This is a genomic window from Nocardiopsis alba DSM 43377, assembly GCF_000341225.1.
Taxonomy (GTDB): domain Bacteria; phylum Actinomycetota; class Actinomycetes; order Streptosporangiales; family Streptosporangiaceae; genus Nocardiopsis; species Nocardiopsis alba.
Genome location: NZ_ANAC01000007.1, coordinates 195,932 through 211,843, shown reverse-complemented (window position 1 = coordinate 211,843; position 15,912 = coordinate 195,932). Strand labels below are relative to the sequence as shown.

Sequence of the window (15,912 nt, the reverse complement as noted above, 5' to 3'; positions counted from 1 at the left end):
TCTAACGTGAACCCATGTCTCAGCGCCCGCCGAGCATGCGCGACGTCGCCCGGCGCACCGGAGTGTCCCTGTCCACGGTCTCCCGGGTCCTTCGTGACGCCCCGGGGGTCGCCCCTCACGTGCGCGAACGCGTCAGGGCCGCCGCCGAGGAACTGTCCTACGTGGTCTCCCGCAACGCCTCGGGGCTGGTCACCGGCCGCACCGGACGCGTGGCCGCGGTCCTGCCCCGGTTGGGCCCCTGGTACTTCGGCACGGTCCTGTCCGGTCTGGGCGACGTCCTCTCCGAGGCCGGCCTGGACCTGCTCGTCTACCGACTCGGCTCCCAGGAGGCCCGCGACACCTGGCTGCGCGACCTGCCTCCCCGACGCAACGCGGACGCCGTCATCACCCTGTCCATGGACCTCACCGAGGACGAATACCGCAGGATGGACCGGATCGGGGTCCCCTTGGTCTTCACCGGGCAACGGGTCCCCGGACGCTCCTGCGTCCACGTCGACAACCGCGCCGGGACCCTGGGCGCCACCCGCCACCTGCTCAACCTCGGGCACAGCCGCATCGCCTACATCGGTACGCACGGTGAGCACGGGGGCAAGGAGAGTGTGGTGGAACGGCTGTCCGGATACACCGAGGCGATGATCGAGTCCGGACACACCCCCTGGCACGTGGCCAAGTCGGCCGGCCACCGGGGAGGCGAGCACGGGATGGGGGAACTCCTCTCGGCGGCCGACCCGCCCACCGCGGTCCTGGCCGAGACCGACGAGATCGCGCTCGGAGCCCTGCGCTCCCTGCGCCGGGCCGGGGTGCCGGTACCGGAGGCGATCTCGCTCGTCGGGTTCGACAACCACGAGGCCGCCGCCGTCCTCGACCTGACCACCGTCGACCAGGAGCCCCGGCGCATCGGCGCGGAGGCCGGACGGCTGGCCTTGGAGGCGCTGCGCGAGCCCGCGTCGACCGGCACTCACGTGTGCACGCCCACCCAGCTACTCCTGCGCCGGTCGACCGCCGCGCCCAGGAGCACCCGCGGTCTGTCCTGACCGCACGCAGAAACACACGAGACGAACCGAGGAGCCCCCCATGCGACAGTGGTGGCGCGACGCCGTGCTCTACCAGGTCTACCCCCGCAGCCTCGCCGACTCCGACGGGGACGGCGTCGGCGACCTGAGGGGGATCACCGAACGGTTGGACCACATCGCCGCCCTGGGCGCGGACGGGATCTGGCTCTCGCCCTTCTACCCCTCGCCCTGGGCCGACGGCGGCTACGACGTCTCCGACTTCCGCGGGGTCGACCCGTCCCTGGGCACCCTCGCCGACTTCGACGCGCTGGTCGCCTCCGCGCACATGAGGGACCTGCGCGTGATGATCGACATCGTGCCCAACCACACCTCCGAGGAGCACGCCTGGTTCCGGGCCGCCCTGGCCTCCCCCGACGCCCCCGAGCGGGACCTGTACGTCTTCCGGGACGGCCGGGGCCCCGACGGATCGGAACCGCCCACCAACTGGCGCTCCACCTTCGGCGGTCCGGCCTGGACACGGGTCCCCGACGGGCAGTGGTACCTGCACATGTTCGCCCCGGAACAACCCGACCTGAACTGGGGTCACGAGCGGGTGCGCGAGGAGTTCCGCGACATCCTGCGCTTCTGGAGCGACCGGGGGGTGGACGGTTTCCGGATCGATGTGGCCTACGCCCTGGTCAAGGACCTCGACCCGCTGCGCGACCTGGTGCTCGTGGAGGGCGGCCGTTTCGAGGACATCGCCGCCAACCCCGACCACCCCTTCCTGGACCGCCCCGAGGTGCACGAGGTCTACCGGGACTGGAACCGGGTGCTGTCCGCCTACGATCCGCCGCGCGCCACCGTCGCCGAGGTGTGGCTTCCGGGCGAGCGCCGGGTGCTCTACACCCGCCCGGACGAACTCGACCAGGCGTTCAACTTCGAGTTCCTCCTGACCCCCTGGGACGCCTCCGCCTACCGGGAGGTCATCGCCTCCTCACTGACCGACGCCGAACGGGTGGGCACCGTCCCGACCTGGGTGACCGAGAACCACGACGTGGTGCGCGTGCCCTCCCGGCTGGGGCTGCCCTCGGGGACCGACCTGCGCCGGTGGCTGCTCTCCGACGGGCGCGACCCCGAACCCGACCGGGACCTGGGGCGGGCCAGGGCGCGCGCCCTGGCCCTGCTCACCCTGGCCCTGCCCGGATCGGCCTACGTCTACCAGGGCCAGGAGCTGGGGCTCCCGGAGGTGGCCGACCTGCCCGTCGAGGCGTTGGAGGACCCCCGGTGGCGGGGCGGCGAACACACCGACAAGGGGCGGGACGGCTGTCGGGTCCCCCTCCCCTGGACGCGAGGGGGCGACTCCTTCGGTTTCGGCCCGGCCGGCTCCTGGCTGCCCCAGCCCTCCTGGTGGGGCGAGTACTCGGTCCTGGCCCAGGACGAGGATCCGGGTTCGACCCTGTGGCTGTACCGGAACGCGCTGCGGCTGCGTCGCGGTTTCTCCTCGGACGAGACGCTGGTCTGGGACGAGGGGCTGAACCGGGGCCAGGTACTGGCGTTCCACCGCTCCGACGTGCTGATCGTGGTCAACACCGGGGAGGCCCCGGTACGGCTGCCCCGGGGCGAGGTGCTGCTGTCCAGCGCCGAGCCGGACGGTGAGCTCCCCGGGAACAGCACGGTGTGGATGCGCCCCACCGACCGCCCCGCCTCCGGTTCAGGAACGCCGTAGGAGCGGCTGGGTACTGCACCGGAAGGACCCGCCCAACGACCGGGTGATGGAGAAGTCCACGTACTCGACCTCGACCCCGCGGGCCCGGATCCGCTCCCCGACGTCCTCGAACCGGGGGTCGGTGACGTAGGTCCGCGGGTCGATCGGCAGACCGTTGACCGCCAGGGCTGTGGCGCGGTCCAGGTCGACCGGGATCCGCTCCCATTCCCGCAGGACCCGCGGCACCCCGTCGAGCAGGGCCTCCTCGCACACCACCATCAGCCCCTCGCGGACCAGGCCGAGGGCGCAGTCCAGGTGGAGGATCCGTTCGTGCAGACGGACCGGCTCCACCGTGTACCCCGGCGGTTCGAGGTACTTGGCGAGCCACCGCGCTCCCAGGAGGTTCGAGGCGAGCCCGGAGTACCCCACGAAGACGTGGTCGCCGAGCACGAGCACGTCCCCTCCTTCGAGGAAGGGCCCACGCCCGAGGGAGGGGTCGTCGGGCTCCGGGATCTCCGGCGCGGGCACGGCGACGTATCCGCAGTCCGCCGGATAGACGTGCTCCATGAGGAGATCGCGCATGGGGAGCGCCTCCGTCCGGCGGTGCCGGAACCGCATCGAGGCCTCGATCACCCGGTCGCCCACGACGAAGAACGGATCACGGGCGAAGAAGTTCGCGTAGCCGTCGGAACCCGCCGCCGTCTTCTCCGGGCGGGTGAGCGCCCGCGGTCTCAGCACCCGGACGCCACGACGCTCCAGAACCTCGCGGAACCGTTCCCGCTCCCGTTCCCAGGCGGCCTGGCGTTCCGGTGCCCCGTCCCGCATGTCCCGGCCGACCGGGTCGTCCGCCCAGTCGTCGGCGAGGAAACGGGCGTCGGGCGAGTCGGCCGCGGACTCGGGGATCATCACCTCGCTCCGGGCGAGGACCACGGTTCTCAGTGGGGCGAACTCGTTCTCCACCCGAATCTCGTCCACGTCGGCCTCCTTCACCGGAAACTACCCCCCTGCCATGGGCGAGGTCTCTCATGACACGGCCCCGTCCGGGGAGGACCCCACCTGTTCCAGACCGCGGGCGAGTGGAGGACCGTCTCCGACCTCCACGCCTCCTAGCGTGCTCCCATGAACGACGCACAGCGGGATCCGCGTGGGATCCACCCTTTCCGCATCGACATCCCCCAGGGGGAACTGACCGATCTGAACGCACGTCTGGCCGCCACCCGTTGGCCGGCCGGGGCGCCCGGGGCGGGCTGGGAGCGCGGGGTGCCGGTCTCCTATCTGAAGGAGCTCGTCGAGCACTGGCGCACCGGCTACGACTGGCGCGTCCACGAGGCGGAGATCAACGCCCACCCCCAGTTCGTCACCGAGGTGGACGGTCAGACCGTGCACTTCCTCCACGTCCATTCGCCCGAGCCCGACGCCGTGCCGCTGCTCCTACTGCACGGCTGGCCGGGGACGTTCGCCGACTTCCTGGACGTGATCGGGCCGCTGTCCGACCCGCGCTCGCACGGTGGTGACCCCGGCGACGCGTTCCACCTGGTGATCCCCTCCCTGCCGGGGTTCGGCCTCTCCGTCCCCCTGGCCGGCCCCGGCATGGACGTCGCCCGCATGGCCGGGGTGTTCGTGGAGCTGATGGACCGGCTGGGGTACGACCGCTACGGGGTCCAGGGCTACGACACCGGTTCCCTCGTGGCGCCGGAGGTGGGGCGTCGGGCGCCCGATCGGGTGATCGGGGCGCACCTCAACGCCCTGCTCGCCTTCCCTTACGGGGACGAGGACACCGAGGGTCTGGAAGGGGCCGACCTGCGCCGTTGGGAGGCGATGCGCGACTTCAACGACGCCTACCTGAGGTGCAACTCCCTGCGTCCCTGGACGGTGGCGTACGGGCTGACCGATTCGCCCGTGGGACAGCTCGCCTGGATGGTGGAGAAGTTCAAGGAGCTCTCCATGCCCGAGGAGGCCCTTCCGGAGGAGAGCATCGACCGCGACCGGATCCTCACCACCGTCTCCCTGTACTGGCTGACCGCCACCGCCGGTTCGTCGGCGCAGATCTACTACGAGGAGATGAGCGCGAACGACTGGAGCGCCGACGAGGGCTCGGACGACTCGTGGGAGACCCCGGCCGGGGTGCCGACCGGGGTACTGCTCTCGGCCCACGACGTGACGGTGCGCCCCTGGGCCGAACGCGATCACGACATCGTGCGCTGGACCGAGGCGGGCCGGGGCGGCCACTTCCTGTCGTTGGAGGAGCCGGAGGTACTCGTCGACGACGTCCGCGCCTTCTTCCGCGCCCTGCGCTGATCCCCGTGCGCGGTCGGACGGGGCTCAGGGAGCGGTGGCCCGGACCGCCTCGGCGAACGCGCGGATCCGCTCGTTCTCGGTCGCCGTGCGCCACACCAGGGCCCATCGCGCCGGCGGCGCGTCGACGATCGGTCGGTACACCAGCGCGGGCAGCGGGAGGTATTCGGCGGCGTGCGCGTGCATGGGCGAGACCGCCTCGCCCGTGGCCAGGATCGGGATCATCTCCTCCGAGGTCGTGACCGTCGGCCCGAGGGGAACGGGTCTGCCGCTCGGAGTACGGCTCGGGACCAGTCCCTCCCGCCAGTACTCCGGTCGCGCGCCTCCCATCACCGGTACCTCGGCGAGATCCTCCAAGGACACCGTCCGGGCCGCCGCGAGGGGGTGGGAGGCGGACATGGCGAGCGTCTCCATCGGCGGGCCCCTTCGGGCAGGAGGCGGGGTCAGAGGACGATCGCGATCGCCAGGGAGACGGCGGCGCCCACCGAGGTCAGGGTGCGAACGAGATGGGCGGTGTTCCAACGCCTCTCGAACCCTAGCCGTGCCTCGGCGAGGTCCGCCGCGGTGTCACTCCGCGCGGCTTCGAGATCCCGGTTCAGGGGGACGTTGACCGCCGCGGTGATCACGAACGTCGCGACGGAGCAGACCGCTCCGGCGACGAGCCACGGGGGCGACGTGCCCTCGGGCCGGAGTACGGCCACGATGATGGCGAGTACGGGCGCCCCCAGGAACACGCTCATGAACAGGCCGTTGAGGACGGCCCGATTGATCGCGCGGAACGTGGTCACGTACGTGGCGTCGTCGACCCGTCGCAGCCCGGGGACGACCGAGCAGGCGAAGGCGAAGAAGGTGCCCGCCAGTAGGCCGTTGCACAGGACCGCCGCGATCAGTGCCGTGATGGATACCGGGTTCATGCGAAGCCCTTCGCTCTCATGGGGTCCCCCCGCCGTGCCCCGGCCGGGATGGGTCGGTGTTCGTCACGCCGCTTCCTCGGGCGCTCGAACATACTCCTCCACGACGACGCCCGAGCCGAAGACGCGGACCGGCTCGCCGACGCCGCACGGGACTTCGACGGTTTCGTCGCGGACCGTGTCGGTGTGCGAGAACGCTGGGGCGTCCCGTCCGAGGTCTTCTGGTTCACCTCGGACGAGCACTACATCGGTTCCCTGGTCGTGCGCCATGAACCGCCCGAGGACGACCTGGGCGGTCACATCGGCTACCACGTCGTCCGACCGTGGCACCGGCGGGGCCACGCGACGGAGATGCTCCGTCAGGCGACGGTGATCGCCCGCGGCCTCGGCATCGGCCGACTCCTTCTCACCGTCGAAGAGGACAACGGGCCTTCCCTGCGGGTCATCGAGAAGAACGGCGGCGTCCACGACGGGAGGAACCCCGACGGTCAACTGCGTCTGTGGATCGACACCGCCTCGGTCCCGTCGGACGGGTGATCCCGAGAAAACGAAGAACCCCGCCTCGCGTGAGCGTGAGACGGGGTTCTCGATGCCTTATATAAGTGGAGCTATGGGGATTCGAACCCCAGACCTCCTCCATGCCATGGAGGCGCGCTACCAACTGCGCCATAGCCCCTTGTGGGAGTCTTCCGGGCGCGTGCCCTTCCGACTCCCTGAACCTTAGCGGATATCGGCCCGTTCGTCGAAACGACGATCAGGCGTCGTCGCTGAGGACGACCGGCTCCGGCAGGCTGGCCGCGTTGTGCTCCATGAGTCGCCATTCCGGACCGCGACGCTGTAGGACCGACCAACAGCAGTTGCTGAGCGGGCCGAGGAGCTCACGGCGCTCGTCGGGGATGCCCAGCATGCGGGAGATCCCGACCCTGACCGCGGCGCCGTGGCTCACGATGACCAGCAGACCGCCGGCCGGGGTCTTGGCGATACCGCGTTCGACGGCGGCCGTCATCCGGTCGCCGACCTCGGAGATGTTCTCTCCGTCCGGGATGTCCATACGGGCGTGCTCGACCGGCCAGCGCCGGGAGAGCTCGTCGGCGGTGAGCCCCTCCCAGGAGCCGCCGAACCGCTCGCGCAGACCCTTGTCGTACTCCACCGCGAGCCCCGAGGCACGCGAGAGGTACCCGGCGGTGTCGGCGGCGCGCTTGAGATCGGACGCGACGATGACGTCGGGGCCTAGGGTGGCCAACAGCCGACCGGCCCGTTCGGCCTGCGCGTGGCCGACCGGGTCGAGTTCGATGTCGGTCTGTCCCTGGAAGCGTTTCTCGACGTTCCAGGTGGTGCGTCCGTGCCGCCAGAACAGCACACGAGGGGCGTCGCTCACGTGGTGTGTCCTTCTCCTCCGGCGGCCCAGGGCCGCGATCTCCTACTGCTCGTCCAGAGGGGTGCGCTCGGCGCCCCGGGACTTCTCGGGAAGGTCGATCTCGGGGCAGTCCTTCCAGAGGCGCTCGAGGCCGTAGACCCCGCGCTCCTCCTCGTGCTGGACGTGCACGACGATCTCGCTGTAGTCCAGCAGGACCCAGCGCCCGTCGCGCTCTCCCTCGCGGCGGAGCGGCTTGGCGCCCGCCTTGATGCGCAGCTGATCCTCGACCTCGTCGACGATGGCGCGGACCTGGCGGTCGTTGGGCGCCGAGCACAGGACGAAGGCATCGGTGATGACGAGCTGTTCGCTGACGTCGTAGGCGATGACCTCCTGCGCGAGTTTGTCGGCGGCGGCCTCTGCGGCGACCTGGACGAGTTCCACTGCCCTGTCGGTGGCTGTCACGTTGTGCTTGCTGCCTTACTTGATCGGGTGTCGACCGGCGGCGATCCGTGAACCCGTCGGGTCCGCGGTCCGCGGCTCAGGACTCCAGGTAGAGCCCGGTCTTGTTGATGTATCGGACGATGCCGTCGGGTACCAGGTACCAGATGGGTTCGCCCTTGCGAACGCGTTCGCGACACTCTGTGGAGGAGATGGCGAGCGCGGGGACCTCCACCAGGGAGACCTTGCCCTTGGGCAGGCCAGGGTCGCTGAGATGGTGTCCGGGCCGGTTACAGCCTACGAAATGCGCGAGCTCGAAGAGTTCGTCGACGTTGTGCCAACTGAGGATGGCGCCGAGCGCGTCCGCCCCGGTGATGAAGTACAGCTCCACGTCGGGACCGTAGGAGGCCCTCATCTGTCGGAGGGTGTCCAGGGTGTAGGTGGGCCCCGAACGGTCGATCTCGGCCCGGTCGACCCTGAACTGGGGGTTCTCCGCCGTCGCGATGACCGTCATGAGGTAACGGTCCTCGGAGGGCGTGACCTTGTCCAGGTCCTTCTGCCAGGGCTGGCCCGTGGGCACGAAGACCACCTCGTCGAGCCCGAAGAGGTGGGCGACCTCACTCGCCGCCACGAGGTGCCCGTGGTGGATGGGGTCGAAGGTGCCGCCCATGATGCCGACCTTGGTCGGAGCGGAGCCGCCCCGACGCGCGAGGGAACCCCCCTCGGGGTGGGCACCCGTGGCCTGGTCCGTCACTGTGCGCTCCGTTTCGCCGTGGTCGCTGCCGTGGTTTCCGGTTTCGGCCAACCGAGATTAGCCGACGCGGAACACCCGAGGAGGTGGACTTTTCGCGAAGCCTCCCGCAACCGCTCGAACAAGGAGTCCGCCGGCTTCCTTCCCCGCTCTCCGAGCGAGCACACACGAACGCGTCATATCTCGTTGGGCGTAAACCGTGGCCAAGCCGCATCGTGACGCATAGCATGCCGATATGGCCAACTCACCAGATCGCGTCCGTGTCCGGCTCTCAGAGATCTCGCCGCGTGCCTACGAGCACCCCGCCGACCGTGGCGCGCTGGTCGCTCTGCGGTCCCTCACGGGCTTCGACACCCTCGTCAAGTCCCTTTTCGGTCGGATCAACGAGCGCACCCTACGCCTCATGTTCCTCTCCAGCGCCGTGCGGGTGAGCCCCACCCAGTTCCCGGAGCTGCACGACTACCTCAGGGACGCCGCCTACGTCCTGGACCTCGACGAGGTGCCCGAGCTCTACGTCAAGATGGACCCCCAGCCCAACGCCATGGCGATCGGGCGCAAGAAGCCGTTCATCGTCATGACGACCGGGCTGTTCGACCTCTTCGACGCCGAGGAGAAGCGGTTCGTCATCGGCCACGAGGTCGGCCACGTCCTCAGCGGTCACTCCCTCTACCGCACCCTCCTGCTCCTGCTGGTGTGGCTGTCCACCAAGATCATGTGGATCCCGCTCGGCGCCATCGCCATCCAGGCGATCCTGTCCGGGCTGCGGGAATGGCAGCGCAAGTCCGAGCTCTCCAGCGACCGGGCCGGTCTGCTCACCTGCCAGAACCCGGACGCGGCCAAGCGGGCCCTGATGAAGCTCGCCGGCGGCTCCAACCTGTCCCAGATGAACCCCGACGCGTTCATGGAGCAGGCGCGCGAGTACGAGGGCGGCGGCGACGCCGTCGACAGCGTCCTCAAGCTGATGACCACCCTGCCCGCCAGCCACCCGTTCGCGGTGGTCCGCGTGGCGGAGCTGCACCGCTGGGTCGAGAAGGGCGACTACCAGAGGATCATCGACGGCGACTACCCGCGCCGTTCCTCCGACCGCGACACCAAGGTCACCGAGGAGGCCGGTCACGCGGCCCGTTCCTACCGGGAGGAGTGGAACCGCACCAGCGACCCGCTGGTCACCACCCTGCGCGGGGTGGCCGACGGCGCCGGGCGCGCGGGCGGCCGACTCTTCGACTCGGTGGCCGACCGCTGGCGCAACGGCGGCGGCCAGAACGGCTCGACCCAGGGCGGCGGGGAGAGCAACTGACGGCGACCCCGGGGGCCACCGGGCACCGATCGGGGCGGGACGGTCCGGGGGGACCGCCCGCCCCTTCGCGTCAGCGGCCCCCGACGGGCCCCAGGACCTCGCGTACGGTGCGCCAGGCGACGCTCGTGGGATCGACGACGGCGAAGTGGTCCTCGCCGGGGATCTCCCGATAGTCGACCGGGTCGCCCGCCAGGCGGGCCGCGTCGACGTAGTCGCGGCTGTGCTCGACCGGGACGCGCTGGTCGGCGTCCCCGTGCACGATCAGTTGAGGGATTCCGAGGGGCAGCCGGTGCAGGGGCGAGGACTCGGCGTACTCCTCGGGTGAGGGGTCGGCCCCGAGGAAGGGCTCGACGGCCCCCTCCCCCAGGCCCGCCTCGGCGCAGCGGCGCAGGTCGGTGATGGGGGCCAGCGCCACCACGGAGGCGACCGGCGAGTCCGCCGCGGTCAGCAGGGCCAGATGGCCGCCCGCGGAATGTCCGACGGCCACCACCCGGGAGAGGTCCAGCCCCTCCTCCCGTTCGGCCGTCTCCGCCAGGAGGTCCAGGGCCCGGGCGACGTCGTCGACGCTCTGCGGCCAGCCCCCTCCGTCCGCTCCGGTCCGGCGGTACTCGACGTTCCACACCGCCCACCCGGCGGCGGCCAGGTCCCGGGCCAGGGGGTCCATGAGACGGGCGTCGTGGAGGTCGCGCCACCAGCCCCCGTGGAGCAGGACCGCGACCGGGACCGGCCCGGAGGAGGCCTCGGGGTCCCGGCGGTGGACGATCTGGCTGGAGTGCTCACCGTAGGCGGTCGCCATCGCGTTCTTCCTCGCTCCCTCGGGGTTCCGGGGCGCTTCGCACGGTGTCCGGTCGCCATCGCCGGTGCCGGGCGGCGTCGTCCCTGTCGGAGGAACGTAGCAGTTCCAGCCGGGGGCGGGGGGAGTCGGTGCGGCCGGTGGGGGGTCTGCGGCTCCCCGCCCGGAACGGGGTCGGCCAGGTCGCCCCGGGACCCGAGTAGTCCCGTTCGGCGGCGGCGTGCAGGGTCCAGTGCGGGTCGTACAGATGGGGCCGGCCCAGGGCGCACAGGTCGGCGCGGCCGGCCAGGATCGTGGAGTTGACGTCGTCGTGGGAGGAGATGGCGCCGACCGCGATGACGGGGACCCCGAGTTCCCGGCGGATCCTCTCGGCGAAAGGCACCTGATAGCTGCGCCCGAACGCCGGACTTTCGTCGGGGGTGACCTGTCCTGTGGAGACGTCGATGACGTCGGCCCCCGCCGCGACCAGGGCGCGGGAGATCTCCACGGCGTCCTCGGCGGTGGTGCCGTCCTCGACCCAGTCGGTCGCCGAGATGCGCACGGAGAGGGGCTTGTGCTCGGGCCAGGCCTCCCTGATCGCGGACAGGACCTCCACCGGGTAGCGGAGCCGCCCGGTGAGATCGCCCCCGTAGGCGTCGTCCCGATGGTTGGTGATCGGGGACAGGAAGGAGGAGAGCAGATAGCCGTGGGCGCAGTGGAGTTCGAGCAGATCGAAACCGGCCCGGTCGGCGGCCCGGGCGGCGGCGACGAAGTCGTCGCGGATCCCGTCCATAGCGGCCCGGTCCAACGCGCGCGGCACCTGGTTGACGCCCTCCCGGTAGGGCAGGGGCGAGGGGGCCACCAGGGGCCAGCCGCCCTCGGGCAGGGGCCGGTCGATGCCCTCCCACATCAGACGCGTCGCTCCCTTGCGTCCGGCGTGGCCGAGCTGGACACCGATCCGGGCCCGGCTGTGGGTGTGCGCGAAGTCGGTGACGCGACGCCAGGCCGCCTCGTGTTCGGGCCGGTACATGCCCGCGCATCCGGGTGTGATGCGGGCCTCCGGGGAGACGCACACCATCTCGGTCATCACCAGCCCGGCCCCGCCGAGCGCCTTCCCGCCCAGGTGGACGAGGTGGAAGTCGCCCGGGGTTCCGTCGATGGACGAGTACATGTCCATGGCCGAGACCACGACCCGGTTGTCCAGCTCCAGCCCGCCCAGGCGGAAGGGGTGGAACATCGGCGGACGCGGCGTGGGGTCGGCGGGGTTCGCCTCGCGGGCGAAGAGCTCGTCGACGCGGGCGACGAACCCCGGATCGCGCATCCGCAGGTTGTCGTAGGTGACCCGGCGGCTACGGGTGAGCAGGTCGAAGGCGAACGCGTGCGGGTCGGCGTCGACGTGCCGGTGGATGCCCTCGAACCATTCCAGGCTGGCCTGGGCCGCGCGCTGGACACCGGCCACGACGGGGCGGCGTTCGTCCTCGTAGGCGGCGAGCGCGGTCTCGACGGTGGGGTTCTCGCGCAGGCAGGCGGTGAGGGCGAGGGCGTCCTCCATGGCCAGTTTGGTCCCCGAGCCGATGGAGAAGTGCGCGGTGTGGGCGGCGTCGCCCAGGAGCACGATGTTGCCGTGGCGCCAGGTGCGGTTGCGCACGGTGGTGAAACGCTGCCAGTGGGAGTTGTTGGGCAGCAGTCGGTGCCCGCCCAGGACGTCGGCGAAGAGCTCCTCGCAGCGCGCGATCGAGTCGAGGTCGCTCCGCCCCGGGGCCGTGCGCGGATCGGTGAACCCGGCGGCCTCCCAGACCGACTCCGCCATCTCCACGATGAACGTGCTGCGCTCCCGCGAGTAGGGGTAGCCGTGCGCCTGCACGATCCCGTACGGGGTGCGCAGGACGTGGAAGTTGAAGGCGTCCAGGACCAGGTCCGTGCCGAGCCACATGAACCGGTTGTGGCGCTGTTCGAGGGTGGTCCCGAAATGGTCCGCGTAGGTGCTCCGGGTGAGGCTGTTGACCCCGTCGGCGGCCACCACGAGGTCGTACTCGGCCGCCAGTTCCGCCGCGGGCGGGGCCTCGGTGCGGGTGAGGATCCGTACGCCGAGTTCGGCGCAACGGGCGCGCAGGATCCGGAGGAGCCGTTGCCGGCCGATCGCGGCGAAACCGTGTCCCCCCGACGTGGTGACGGTGCCGTCGATGTGGACGTCGATGTCGTCCCAGCGCGCGAACTCCCCGGCCATCTCCCGGTAGATCCGAGGGTCGGCGTGCTCGATCCCGCCGAGGGTCTCGTCGGAGAGCACCACGCCGAACCCGAAGGTGTCGTCGGGGGCGTTGCGTTCGTAGACGGTGATCTCGTGGCCCACGCCGAGCCGCCGGGCCAGGGCCGCGAAGTACAGTCCGGCGGGACCTCCGCCGATACACGCGACGCGCATCGCTCCGCCCTCCCGATCGTCGATGTTCCCTCGGAGGTCCTCGGTCACGGGGTCTCCTCCCGCAGCCGGAAGCGCTGGAGCTTGCCGGTGGGGGTCCTCGGCAGAGCGGGCACGAAGACCACCGAGCGCGGCGCCTTGTAGGGGGAGATCCGGGACCGTACGTGCTCGCGCAGACGTTCGGCCGTCCCGTCGTCGGCCTCGATCCCCGGTTCCAGGACCACGTAGGCGCGCACGATCGGCCCGCGTTCGGGGTCCTCCACCCCGACCACCGCGGCCTCCACCACCTCGGGCGAGGAGAGCAGCGCCTCCTCGACCTCGGCGGGGGCGATGTTGTAGCCGGCCGAGACGATCATGTCGTCACTGCGCGCCCGGTACCAGAAGTAGCCGTCCTCGTCGCGGACGTAGGTGTCCCCCGTGTGGTTCCATCCGTGGCGGACGTACTCGGTCTGCCGGTCGTCGTCCAGGTAGCGGCAGCCGACGGGGCCCCGGACCGCCAGGTGTCCGGGTTCGCCGTCGGGGACCGGCGTCCCCTCGTCGTCCAGGACCGCGGCGGTGTAGCCGGGGACCGGGCGGCCGGTGGAGCCCGGACGCATGTGCGCGTCGTCGGAGGAGAGGAAGATGTGCAGCATCTCGGTGGCGCCGATGCCGTCGAGCAGCCGCACCCCCGTCGCCTCGTACCAGGCGTGCCAGGTGGCGGCCGGCAGGTGTTCGCCCGCCGACACGCAGCGGCGCAGGGAGGAGAGGTCGCGTCCGGCGCGCCCGGCCAGCATGGTCCGATAGGCGGTGGGGGCGGTGAACAGCACCGTGACGCCGTGGTCGACGACCGCGTCCATCAACGCCTCGGGGCGGGGGCGCTCCAACAGGACGGTGGCGGCCCCGGCGCGTAACGGGAAGATCAGGAGCCCGCCCAGACCGAAGGTGAAGGCGAAGGGCGGGCTCCCGGCGAACAGGTCGTCGGGGGTGGGTCGGAGCACCCGGGCCGAGTAGGTGTCGGCGATGGTGAGCACGTCGCGGTGGAAGTGCACGCAGCCCTTGGGCGTCCCGGTGGTGCCGGAGGTGTAGGCGATCATGCAGGCGTCGTCGGCCGCGGTGGGAACGGCTGCGAACCGTCCCGGACGTCCCGCGACCCTCACGGTCAGGTCCTCGTCGCCCTCACCGCCGTAGACGAGGGTGGCGGGGGCGTCCGCGCCCAGCGAGCGCGCGGCCTCGTCGAGGTCGTCCCGGCAGCCCACGTCGCACAGGGCGTGGGCGACCCGGGCCGCGCGCAGGATGGTGGTGAGCTCCCCGGCCCTCAGGACCGGCAGGACGGTGACGACCACTCCCCCGGCCTTGAGCACCGCCAGCCAACAGGCGGCGAGCCAGGGCGAGTTGGGGCCGCGGAGCAGCACCCTCTCCCCCGGCCTCACCCCCTGTTCGGCGACCAGTACGTGGGCGATACGGTCCACCCGGTCCCGCAGCCCGCCGTAGGTGAGCTCCTCGTCCGCACCGACCACACAGCGCCGATCCGCGCCGTACCGCCCGATGGTGCCGTCCAGCAGCTCCTCCGCGCAGTTGATCCGCTCCGGGTACTCCAGGGGTTCGATGACCGGCCACCGCTCCGGAGGCGGCAGGTGGTCGCGGGTGAAGGTGTCCTCGTGCGCGGTCACGGGCGGGTTCGACATGGCTGGACCTCCGGGCTCGGGGTGCGACAGCGGGGCGGGCTACATGTGACGGGCGATGATCTGGCGCTGGACCTCCGAGGCGCCCTCGTAGATCCGAGGGGCGCGGACCTCCCGGTAGAGGTGCTCGAGCAGGTGGCCCCGGCGCAGGGCACGGGCCCCGTGGAGTTGGACGGCGGAGTCGACCACGTACTGGGCGGCCTCCGTGGCGAAGAGCTTGGCCATGGCCGCCTTGAGCGTGACCTCCGGACCGTCGGCGTCGTACTCCGCGGCCGCCGCGTAGACCAGTAGGCGGGCGGCCTCGGTGCGGGTGGCCATCTCCGCCAGGGTGTGGGCGACCGTCTGGAGGCCGGAGAGCGGGCCGCCGAAGGCCCGACGGTCCCCCGTGTGCTCCCGGGCCGCTTCCAAGGCGGCCCGGGCCATGCCGACGGCGAAGGCGCCGACACTGGGCCGGAACAGGTCCAGGGTGCGCATGGCCACGGCGAACCCCTGCCCCGGGACACCGATCACGTCCTCGGGGCCGACCTCGACCCCATCGAAGACCAGATGGCCCAGGGCGTGCGGGGAGAGCATCTCCAACGGGGTGCCGTGGAGGCCGGGACGGTCGGCGGGGACGCAGTAGGCGGTGACGCCCCGCGACCGGGTACCGGGGGTGGTGCGGGCGAAGACGGTGTAGAAGTCGGCGTCGGGGGCGTTGGAGATCCACGTCTTCTCGCCGTACAGGCGCCGACCGTCGCCGAACGGTTCGGCCCGCAGCGCCAGGGCGGCCGCGTCGGAGCCCGCGTCGGGTTCGGTCAGGGCGAAGGCGGCCACCGCGCGACCGGCCGCCGCCTCGGGCACCCAACGTCGACGCTGCCGTTCGGTGCCGGATTGGAGGAGCGGATAGGTGCCCAGCCCCTGGAGGGCCAGGGCGGTCTCGGCGTGGGTGTCGACCCGGGCCAGGTGTTCCCGCAGCAGGCACAGCCGGGTGGCCGGGGCCTCACGAAGCGGTCCGCCGTCGGCCGTACCGGGAAAGAGCGCGGGGAGCAGACCGGACGCGCCGAGACGCCGGAGCAGGTCCCGGTCGACGCGGCCGGGTTCTCGTGGGGGGACGGTGTCGAGTCCGGCGGCGCGCTCCGCGACCCACCGTGCGAACTCGTGGTCGTCGTCGTTCGGTGGGAGCCCCATGGGCGACCTCGACTCTCTCGGGTTCCTGTTCCCCCTCCTCGACGATGCATCCTCGACGTGACGATCGTCAAGAGAGCTATATGAAGTTCCCGTCCGGCTTCTCCCTGGAAACGGTCGAAGCCAGGTGGAAAGGGGGCTTCTCCGCACGAG

Annotated in this window: 15 protein-coding genes and 1 tRNA gene; 5 read left to right on the top strand and 11 right to left on the bottom strand. The window is 71.4% G+C overall.

Features of this window, described 5'->3' with window-relative positions:
- The first annotated feature begins 14 nt into the window (after nucleotides 1-14).
- A complete protein-coding gene (locus D451_RS0106205) occupies nucleotides 15-1,034 on the top strand; it encodes a LacI family DNA-binding transcriptional regulator (protein ID WP_026124862.1) in 1,020 nt (339 codons plus the stop codon).
- 40 nt (nucleotides 1,035-1,074) lie between these two features.
- Nucleotides 1,075-2,718, top strand: coding sequence for a glycoside hydrolase family 13 protein (locus tag D451_RS0106200; RefSeq protein ID WP_017533800.1), 1,644 nt, complete (start codon nucleotides 1,075-1,077; stop codon nucleotides 2,716-2,718).
- Here the strand turns inward: D451_RS0106200 and D451_RS0106195 are convergent.
- Complete coding sequence (locus D451_RS0106195) at nucleotides 2,704-3,672, bottom strand: dimethylarginine dimethylaminohydrolase family protein (RefSeq protein WP_199806167.1); 969 nt, start codon at nucleotides 3,670-3,672, stop codon at nucleotides 2,704-2,706. The genes D451_RS0106200 and D451_RS0106195 overlap by 15 nt on opposite strands.
- Nucleotides 3,673-3,816: 144 nt before the next feature.
- On the opposite strand from D451_RS0106195, the gene D451_RS0106190 reads away from it, so the two are divergent.
- Complete coding sequence (locus D451_RS0106190; protein WP_017533798.1) at nucleotides 3,817-4,995, top strand: epoxide hydrolase family protein; 1,179 nt, start codon at nucleotides 3,817-3,819, stop codon at nucleotides 4,993-4,995.
- Between the two features lie 24 nt (nucleotides 4,996-5,019).
- Here D451_RS0106190 and D451_RS26280 read toward each other — a convergent pair whose 3' ends face one another.
- Nucleotides 5,020-5,406, bottom strand: a complete 387-nt coding sequence (locus D451_RS26280; RefSeq protein ID WP_017533797.1) for a LysR substrate-binding domain-containing protein — start codon at nucleotides 5,404-5,406, stop codon at nucleotides 5,020-5,022.
- Between the two features lie 29 nt (nucleotides 5,407-5,435).
- A complete protein-coding gene (locus D451_RS0106180) occupies nucleotides 5,436-5,906 on the bottom strand; it encodes an anthrone oxygenase family protein (RefSeq protein ID WP_017533796.1) in 471 nt (156 codons plus the stop codon).
- 183 nt (nucleotides 5,907-6,089) lie between these two features.
- Between D451_RS0106180 and D451_RS28055 the strand changes: the two genes are divergently transcribed.
- On the top strand, nucleotides 6,090-6,440 hold the full coding sequence (locus tag D451_RS28055) for a GNAT family N-acetyltransferase (protein WP_161628220.1): 351 nt from the start codon (nucleotides 6,090-6,092) through the stop codon (nucleotides 6,438-6,440).
- A gap of 66 nt (nucleotides 6,441-6,506) precedes the next feature.
- On the opposite strand, the gene D451_RS0106170 is transcribed toward D451_RS28055, so the two are convergent.
- The 4 genes from D451_RS0106170 to nadD all read right to left on the bottom strand — a co-directional run bounded on the left by D451_RS0106170 (nucleotide 6,507) and on the right by nadD (nucleotide 8,452).
- A tRNA-Ala gene (locus D451_RS0106170) sits at nucleotides 6,507-6,579 on the bottom strand.
- 78 nt (nucleotides 6,580-6,657) lie between these two features.
- On the bottom strand, nucleotides 6,658-7,281 hold the full coding sequence (locus D451_RS0106165; protein WP_017533794.1) for a histidine phosphatase family protein: 624 nt from the start codon (nucleotides 7,279-7,281) through the stop codon (nucleotides 6,658-6,660).
- Nucleotides 7,282-7,323: 42 nt separating this feature from the next.
- A complete protein-coding gene (gene rsfS / locus D451_RS0106160) occupies nucleotides 7,324-7,722 on the bottom strand; it encodes a ribosome silencing factor (protein WP_026124861.1) in 399 nt (132 codons plus the stop codon).
- Between the two features lie 76 nt (nucleotides 7,723-7,798).
- Entirely contained in the window at nucleotides 7,799-8,452 is a 654-nt protein-coding gene (gene nadD, locus D451_RS0106155; RefSeq protein ID WP_017533793.1) for a nicotinate-nucleotide adenylyltransferase, read from the bottom strand.
- Between the two features lie 232 nt (nucleotides 8,453-8,684).
- Between nadD and D451_RS0106150 the strand changes: the two genes are divergently transcribed.
- Complete coding sequence (locus D451_RS0106150; protein ID WP_014908890.1) at nucleotides 8,685-9,746, top strand: M48 family metallopeptidase; 1,062 nt, start codon at nucleotides 8,685-8,687, stop codon at nucleotides 9,744-9,746.
- Between the two features lie 70 nt (nucleotides 9,747-9,816).
- Here the strand turns inward: D451_RS0106150 and D451_RS0106145 are convergent, their stop codons facing one another.
- The 4 genes from D451_RS0106145 to D451_RS0106130 are packed head-to-tail and all read right to left on the bottom strand — an operon-like array spanning nucleotide 9,817 to nucleotide 15,762.
- A complete protein-coding gene (locus D451_RS0106145; RefSeq protein WP_017533792.1) occupies nucleotides 9,817-10,542 on the bottom strand; it encodes an alpha/beta hydrolase family protein in 726 nt (241 codons plus the stop codon).
- On the bottom strand, nucleotides 10,523-12,937 hold the full coding sequence (locus tag D451_RS0106140) for a bifunctional salicylyl-CoA 5-hydroxylase/oxidoreductase (RefSeq protein ID WP_026124860.1): 2,415 nt from the start codon (nucleotides 12,935-12,937) through the stop codon (nucleotides 10,523-10,525). The genes D451_RS0106145 and D451_RS0106140 overlap by 20 nt, the downstream gene beginning before the upstream one ends.
- Before the next feature lie 44 nt (nucleotides 12,938-12,981).
- Nucleotides 12,982-14,598, bottom strand: coding sequence for an AMP-binding protein (locus D451_RS0106135; protein WP_017533790.1), 1,617 nt, complete (start codon nucleotides 14,596-14,598; stop codon nucleotides 12,982-12,984).
- Nucleotides 14,599-14,637: 39 nt separating this feature from the next.
- Entirely contained in the window at nucleotides 14,638-15,762 is a 1,125-nt protein-coding gene (locus tag D451_RS0106130; protein ID WP_017533789.1) for an acyl-CoA dehydrogenase family protein, read from the bottom strand.
- Nucleotides 15,763-15,912 lie beyond the last annotated feature (150 nt).

Bases quoted from the DNA above. Each gene is read 5' to 3' on its own strand.
- D451_RS0106140 (WP_026124860.1), bottom strand. From the start codon at position 12,937: ATGCGCGTCGCGTGTATCGGCGGAGGTCCCGCCGGACTGTACTTCGCG.
- D451_RS0106130 (WP_017533789.1), bottom strand. From the start codon at position 15,762: ATGGGGCTCCCACCGAACGACGACGACCACGAGTTCGCACGGTGGGTC.
- D451_RS0106150 (WP_014908890.1), top strand. From the start codon at position 8,685: ATGGCCAACTCACCAGATCGCGTCCGTGTCCGGCTCTCAGAGATCTCG.
- D451_RS0106180 (WP_017533796.1), bottom strand. From the start codon at position 5,906: ATGAACCCGGTATCCATCACGGCACTGATCGCGGCGGTCCTGTGCAAC.
- D451_RS0106200 (WP_017533800.1), top strand. From the start codon at position 1,075: ATGCGACAGTGGTGGCGCGACGCCGTGCTCTACCAGGTCTACCCCCGC.
- D451_RS26280 (WP_017533797.1), bottom strand. From the start codon at position 5,406: ATGGAGACGCTCGCCATGTCCGCCTCCCACCCCCTCGCGGCGGCCCGG.
- D451_RS0106190 (WP_017533798.1), top strand. From the start codon at position 3,817: ATGAACGACGCACAGCGGGATCCGCGTGGGATCCACCCTTTCCGCATC.
- D451_RS0106205 (WP_026124862.1), top strand. From the start codon at position 15: ATGTCTCAGCGCCCGCCGAGCATGCGCGACGTCGCCCGGCGCACCGGA.
- D451_RS0106135 (WP_017533790.1), bottom strand. From the start codon at position 14,598: ATGTCGAACCCGCCCGTGACCGCGCACGAGGACACCTTCACCCGCGAC.
- D451_RS0106145 (WP_017533792.1), bottom strand. From the start codon at position 10,542: ATGGCGACCGCCTACGGTGAGCACTCCAGCCAGATCGTCCACCGCCGG.